The organism is Xanthomonas populi, from assembly GCF_002940065.1.
GTDB lineage: Bacteria > Pseudomonadota > Gammaproteobacteria > Xanthomonadales > Xanthomonadaceae > Xanthomonas > Xanthomonas populi.
In genome coordinates this window covers 1-6,525 of the sequence record NZ_MDEJ01000175.1, presented here as the reverse complement: position 1 = coordinate 6,525, position 6,525 = coordinate 1, and the positions used below count along the sequence as shown (strand labels likewise).

The 6,525-nt window shown below is 63.8% G+C and carries 5 protein-coding genes and 1 pseudogene; all 6 read right to left on the bottom strand.

Going from position 1 to position 6,525, the window contains the following annotated elements; all coding sequences use genetic code 11:
* Positions 1–164: 164 nt before the first annotated feature.
* Positions 165–659 carry a transcriptional repressor gene (locus XpopCFBP1817_RS18720; RefSeq protein WP_128418261.1) on the bottom strand — a complete coding sequence of 165 codons (495 nt, stop codon included), beginning with the start codon at positions 657–659 and terminating at the stop codon, positions 165–167.
* Between the two features lie 13 nt (positions 660–672).
* Positions 673–2,076 (bottom strand): glutamate--tRNA ligase, encoded by a 1,404-nt coding sequence (gene gltX, locus XpopCFBP1817_RS18715; protein ID WP_128418260.1) that lies wholly within the window; start codon positions 2,074–2,076, stop codon positions 673–675.
* 67 nt (positions 2,077–2,143) lie between these two features.
* Positions 2,144–3,235, bottom strand: a complete 1,092-nt coding sequence (locus tag XpopCFBP1817_RS18710) for a DUF3616 domain-containing protein (RefSeq protein ID WP_128418259.1) — start codon at positions 3,233–3,235, stop codon at positions 2,144–2,146.
* 21 nt (positions 3,236–3,256) lie between these two features.
* The gene (locus XpopCFBP1817_RS18705) at positions 3,257–4,141 is read right to left on the bottom strand and encodes a carbon-nitrogen hydrolase family protein (protein ID WP_128418258.1); all 885 of its coding nucleotides are present in this window, start codon (positions 4,139–4,141) and stop codon (positions 3,257–3,259) included.
* A 59-nt stretch (positions 4,142–4,200) separates the two neighbouring features.
* Complete coding sequence (locus XpopCFBP1817_RS18700; protein ID WP_128418257.1) at positions 4,201–4,803, bottom strand: GNAT family N-acetyltransferase; 603 nt, start codon at positions 4,801–4,803, stop codon at positions 4,201–4,203.
* 167 nt (positions 4,804–4,970) lie between these two features.
* Positions 4,971–6,278, bottom strand: a pseudogene (creD, locus tag XpopCFBP1817_RS18695) (cell envelope integrity protein CreD); the annotation flags it as partial.
* Between the last annotated feature and the right edge of the window lie 247 nt (positions 6,279–6,525).

Here is a 6,525-nt window from a genome sequence, read left to right as displayed (position 1 = left end):
ATCGCTGATTTTTTGAAGGTATGGTCATCATCCAGTGCGTGTCACCACGGCTACGACTTGGTTGTTCGAGGTGCCCTTTTATTCAAACGGCACCACCCACGCGGTGCAGGCGCCTTATGTGACCGCCTGATTAACTGAATCGAGCTGCTGTTGCGGGGTGATCGTTACTCCGCCACCGCGCACTTGGCGCACAGGCCATGCACTTCCAGGGTCTGCGCCTGCGGATGGAAACCCAGCGCCTTGGCGCGAGCTTCCAGTTGCGCCACCACGTCGCGGTCTTCCAGCTCTACCGCGCTATGGCAGCGGTCGCAGATCAGAAATGGCACCGAATGCTGGGCGCTGTTGGGGTGATGGCAGGCGACGAAGGCGTTGACCGATGCGAGCTTGTGCACGAATCCATTGGCCATTAAAAAATCCAGCGCGCGGTACACCGTGGGCGGGGCGTCGGCGCCGGCGCCCTTGCCTTCGCGCACCCAGTCCAGCAGGTCGTAGGCCTTGACCGGCTTGCCGGCGTCGGCGATCAGCCGCATCACATTGGCTCGGATGGGGGTGAGCCGCAGGCCGCGCTCGCTGCAGGCGCGCTCCACCGCGCGCACGAACCCGTTGGCGTCTTCGACGTGGTGATGCGGTGCAGTGCAGGCGTGTTCGTTGGTCTTCATCATTTCCCCGGCGTCAGGCCGCTCCTATTTTGATGAGTGCCGCGTCGATGCGTTTCAAGGCGCCCTCGCGTCCGGCCAGGTACACCGTCTGCGAAATGTCCGGGCTGACCTGGGTGCCCGTGATGGCCACGCGCAGTGGCTGGGCAACCTTGCCCATGCCCAACTCCAGCGTGGCGGCGGCGGCGTGCAGCGCGGCCGACACACTCTCAACGCTCCATTCGCTTTGCGCCGCCAGCAGTTCGCGCGCCTTGCCCAGCGGCACTTCGGCGCCCAGCTTCAGGTGCTTGATCACCGCAGCTTCGTCATAAGTTTCCAGCGGCTGGTACCAGACCACGGCTTTTTCGGCCATTTCCTTCAAGGTCTGCACGCGCTCGCGCAACGCCACCACCACATCGGCGGCGGCCGGGCCGGCGGAAACATCGATGCCGAGCTTGGTGAGCTGGTATTCCAGCTGCGGGGCGATGCTGGCTGGGTCGTCGGTCTTCAGGTAATGCTGGTTGACCCAGCCGAGCTTGGCCATATCCAGGCGCGCAGCCTTGGAATTGACGTTCTTGACGTCGAACAGGTCGCGCAATTCCTGCTGAGTGAACAACTCCTGGTCGCCGTGCGACCAGCCCAGACGGGCCAGATAATTGATCAACGCATGCGGCAGATAGCCGGCGTCCTTGTATTGCATGACGTCGGCCGCGCCGGTGCGCTTGGACAGCTTGGCGCCCTGTTCGTCCAGAATCATCGGCATATGCGCGAATTTTGGCACCGGCGCACCCAGCGCTTCATAGATATTGATCTGGCGCGGCGTGTTGTTGATGTGGTCGTCGCCGCGGATCACCTCGGTGATGCCCATGTCCCAGTCGTCGACCACCACCGCAAAGTTGTAGGTGGGGAAGCCGTCCGGGCGGAAGATCACCATGTCGTCGAGCTCGCTGTTGGCGATCTCGATGACGCCCTTGATCAGGTCGTCGAACGCCACCGTGCCGCCTTGCGGGTTCTTGAAGCGGATCACACGATTGGGGTCGTCGCGGTACGGCAGGTTCTGCTCACGGGCGGCGCCGTTGTAGCGCGGCTTTTCCTGCTTGGCCATCGCGGCTTCGCGCATGGCGTCGAGCTCGGTGCGGGTTTCGTAGGCGTAATAGGCCTTGCCCTGCGCCAGCAGCTGCTCGGCGACCTCTTGATAGCGGGCGACGCGCTGGGTCTGGTAGATCGGGCCTTCATCAAAGCCTAGGCCCAGCCAGTCCATGGCCTCCAGGATGGCGTCGATCGCCGCCTGGGTGCTGCGCTCGCGGTCGGTGTCTTCGATGCGCAGCAAGAACTGCCCGCCGCGATGGCGTGCCTCCAGCCAGCAATACAGGGCCGTGCGGGCGCCGCCGATGTGCAGGTAACCGGTGGGGCTGGGGGCAAAACGGGTGCGGCAGGTCATGGAGCCCTCGGCGGAACAGGAATCGGCGGATTTTACCTTGTGCAGCGCAGACCTGCCGACCGCCGCTTCAGCGATTGCGCAACAGATCGCCGTAGACCACACCATCGCCTCCGCTGCGCGCCGGGCCCGGCGCGTCGTACAGCACCAGCCAGGCCGGCGTGTTACCGGCAAGGTGCTTTGGCAAATTGCAGATGGCCTCGGCGCGGTCGCTGTCCTTGCCATGCGGCAACACCGCCGATTCCAGTAGGTCGTGCTGAAAGCGCACCGGCGCCTGGTTGGCAGCCAGCACCGCGCGCGCATCTGGCCATTTGAACAGGCGGATCTCGCCGTTCAGCATCATGGTCGGCCCGGCCAGCAGGTACAGATCCTCGCCGGAATAATGCAGGTCGCGGATGCCCAGCCCACCCAATTGCAGGAAGTGTTTACGCAGCAGTGTGCCGTCTTCGTCCAGCGGCGCCAGGCGCAGATGGTCGCCATGCGCCTGGACCTGGATTTCCAGCATCGCCGACCAGCCGCGCAGCACCGGCCCGCGCAGGCCCAGCAGCAGGCGCTGGCCGTCCACCACGATGCCTTCGATATCGAAGCCGTTGTCCTTGCCGGGAATCTTCAGAAACGGGCCGAAATGCGGGTCGTCGGCCAACAGGTCGGTGAGCTGGTTGTGCTTGGCATCGCCCTTGAGCCGCAGCGCGCGGCGGCCGTCGGCGGCTTGGCGTACCAGCCGTGGCGTGCCGTCGTCGTCGCGCTCGATCGGCAAGCAAGCCAGCAGGCGGCGGTTGGCATCGAGTTTGAGTTTGGTCAGGCGCTTGGCGTTTTCCGCATCGTCGCGACTGCGCTTGGCATTTTTGCGTTTGAGGCCATGCGAGCCGATCACCCACAGAAATCCATCCGACAGCGCCATGCCTTCAAGATCCGCTTCCTCGGCCGCCTCGCCCGGCAGATCCAGCAATTGGGCCAGCGCAAAGCTCTGCCCTTCGCCAAGGCGCAGCGTCTCGCGCTGCACGGGGTCGAGCTTGCGCAGGCGATCCACCGCGCAGGCTTCGTCGCCGGCCACCCACAGCCAGTCGTCGGTAAAGGCCGCACCGGACAGATTGCTGTGCACCAACGCGCCAGGCGCGAATTCGAGACGGACGCTGTGCGGAATCAGGGTTTTCTTGGCCATGGGAACCTGGTGGGTGGTGGGTCAGTCGAATGTGGCCAGCTTGGCACGCGCCACGTGAGCGGCCAACTGCCCGTGCCAATCGCGGTCGTTGGCGACCTGGGCCTGGGCGCGGCTGGCTTCGAAAGCGGCGAAGTCCAGCTCTGCATACGCCCACACGGTACTGCCCTGGGTCTGCGCCAGCACGCCGTCGGCAGGGAAGCCGACATCCATCGGTGCGAACACTGCTGCTTCGCCGGTATTGACGTCCAGCGCAGGGCTCCACGGCGCTTCGCCGGCAGTGACCGATTGCGCGACGAACAGGCGGTTTTCCAGCACACGCGCCAGGCAGCCGATGCGCACCCGCATGGCGCCGGCTGCGGTGTCGGTGCAACTCGGCACGATCAACAACCGCGCGCCGGCCTCGTTTTGCGCGCGCACCGGCAGTGGAAATTCGCTGTCGTAACAGATCGCAATCGCCGCGCGCACGCCGTCCATGTCGAACACCTTTACCGCATCGCCTGGATCGATCAGCCCGGTGGCTTTTTCGAAGCCGGTAAGTTGCAGTTTGTCCTGCCAACCATGACGGCCTTCGGGCGTGAACCAGTCGCTGCGATTGCGGTAGCGGCCCTGGCCCAGGTCAAGCAGAAAGCTGCCTGCAATCAAATGCACCTGATGCCGGCGTGCCAATCCGGAAAACAGCTCCAGCCACGGCCCGCGCAGCGCCTGAATCGCCGCCAGCGACTCAGGCAAACCGGCTGAAATATGCGCACCGAAGGTTGCGCCCAGTTTCAGCGCCAGATATTCGGGCAGCACCAGCACCCGTGCGCCGGCTGCGGTGGCCTCGCCCACCAGCGCGGATTGGCAGGCAGCGAAGGCGGCGAAATCGGCGGGTTTGCCGATCGGATATTTGGCGACGGCGAGTTTCATCTGGCGGCCTTGTTGCGATTGATCGAAGAATGAAGAAGCGGTGACAGAGTCGTCAGCAGTCACGGCGACAACGCCCGCGTCCACACACGCAAACTGTGGTCGATCTTGCCGTGTTGCAACTCCGCCCAAGCAAGCTGCACGCGCATGCCCGGTTGCGGTGCATAGCCACGCTTGCGCCAGAACCCATCGTTGGGGCGGTAATCGGCCGGCGTGCGCGGATCGTCGGGCGCACGCTCCACCGAGCAAAATGCACTCAATACGAATCGGCCCAGCGCGCGTGCATGCGCTTCGCTTTGGTCAAAAAAAGCGTGCCCGATCAACTTCCCGCGATACGCCGGCAGCAACACCGATTCGCCAAAATAAAACACCCTGGCCGGGTCGATGCCGGCAGCGCGAAACGGCATGTGGAAGGCCGCGCTGTCTTCGAGGAGCGGCAGGCCGGTGGAGGCACCTATCACCGCATCGCCATCGCGCGCCAGCACGAACACGCTGTCCGGCGAAGCCGCATACGCGGCCAGATACCCGCGTTCGTAATCGGTATCGCCCTTGTACAGATACGGCCATGCACGAAACACGCTGATACGCAGCTGCGCCACCGCATCCAGATGCGGCAACACGTCCGTGCCGCGCACTGTTTCAACGATCAGGCAGGAACCAGTCATGCCTGCATGGTAAGCGAGCTTGACTCAGCTACCACACCAGGCCTCAACGCAGCCAACGGCGGTTGCCCGGATCCGCCGCAGCGGGTTGCTGCCACAACAACCACCGCCGCCTCTTCGAACGTTGCGCCCGCCGGTGAACCTGTGCGTGAGCGAGCATGCCGGCCTTGGCGCAGGCTGTTGTCAAGCTCGTACCAATCGAGCTTGCGAGTCACCCACATGATGCTGACCAGGATGCCGAACAACAGCAGCGATCCCATCAGCAGCGCGTTGTCTTGGGAGATCAACAGGCTGTAGAGCACGCCATACAACGCGGTGAGCATCACCGAGAACCCCATTGCACGCGCCCAGCTGCGCAACACGCCGAACAGTAGAGAAGACCTGCAAACCGATACACGCCGCAGCCGACACCAGATACGCCTGCCAGAACGCGATGTGCTCGGAAAGGCGCAGCAGCAGGAAGAAGAGCGCCAGCGCCAAGCCCACCAGCAAATATTGCAAGGGATGGATCGGCAAGCGCTTGATCAACTCGAAACGCCACGAAGGTCAACACCACGAACAGGATGACGTACTTGCTGGCGCGGTCGGCCTGGGTATGCACGTGCACCGGGTCGACCAGCCGCACTTCCAGCATGTCCAGCCCGGTCTGGCTGGATGGCAGCTGCGTCTGTGCGCCGGTGGCCAGCGACGACAACGACCAGCTCGCATCAAAACCGCGCTCGCTGATCGTCGGCGCATTCGGCAGGAAGCGCCCGCCGAACGACGGATGCGGCCAAGCCGAGCGCAAGGCGATATCGTTGTTGTCGGCAATCGGCGCGATGGTCAGGCTGCGGGTGCCGTCCAGCACGAAGGGCATCTCCACCACAGTGCCGTTGCCCGAGCTGCCGGCCAGCGGATCGCTCAGCGGCTGCAGATCGGCATGGATACCGGACGAACGCGAGGCCGAGCCACCCGCCCCGCTCTCCAATGCCAGATTGCGGCCATCCGGCCCGCAGGCTCGGTGAACCGACCAGACCACGTACGTCGCAAATGCCCACCGCCAGATGCGGGTGACCATAACTGCGACCGGCAACGGCCGGATAGTCGAACGGGTCGAACTCGGCCTTGAGCTTGGCCTTCCACGCATACACCTGCACGCGGAACAAGCCGATCTTGGGCCCGGACGGGGGTCAGCTCGCCGCTCAGGGTGAGCGAGCGCGGGGTCTGCAACACCTGGCCCTCTTACTTGCGCCAGAGCTTGCGTGGATTGCCTTGCTCATCGGGCTCGGTGACCTGCACGTCCTCGGTAAACGGCAGCACCCGCACCGGCGCGATGAACTGCTGCTCGCCGGCCTTGCTCTGAGCCGCCCGCTCCACCGCAGCATCGCGATGACGCGCACGGTCCTGCACCGTGCCGCCAATCAACAGTAACGGAATCAGCAACACAGGATCAATCCGCCGATGGTGGCGAACCGCAACGACAGTTTCAGTGATTTCATCGGCCATCTCATTCTGATAGGTGGCCAGGGTGCGATGTGCCGGTGTGGAGGGCTTGAGGCGAATTCGTAGCGAATGTGAAGTGACTTGTCATCACCAAAGCGTGATGGGGTTAACCAGTGCCAGAACCCAAATTATCGAAGTGCGATCCATGCCCAACACCGACTTCCAGGATCCTCTAAAAACCCCAGCAATCTGCCATCATTGACTTGACGCCCTGCCAGCGGAGAACGACAGACATGATCAGCT

What these genes read in the sequence shown, in the direction of transcription:
- XpopCFBP1817_RS18720 (WP_128418261.1), bottom strand. Translation starts at nt 659, where the DNA reads ATGAAGACCAACGAACACGCCTGCACTGCACCGCATCACCACGTCGAA.
- gltX (WP_128418260.1), bottom strand. Translation starts at nt 2,076, where the DNA reads ATGACCTGCCGCACCCGTTTTGCCCCCAGCCCCACCGGTTACCTGCAC.
- XpopCFBP1817_RS18710 (WP_128418259.1), bottom strand. Translation starts at nt 3,235, where the DNA reads ATGGCCAAGAAAACCCTGATTCCGCACAGCGTCCGTCTCGAATTCGCG.
- XpopCFBP1817_RS18705 (WP_128418258.1), bottom strand. Translation starts at nt 4,141, where the DNA reads ATGAAACTCGCCGTCGCCAAATATCCGATCGGCAAACCCGCCGATTTC.
- XpopCFBP1817_RS18700 (WP_128418257.1), bottom strand. Translation starts at nt 4,803, where the DNA reads ATGACTGGTTCCTGCCTGATCGTTGAAACAGTGCGCGGCACGGACGTG.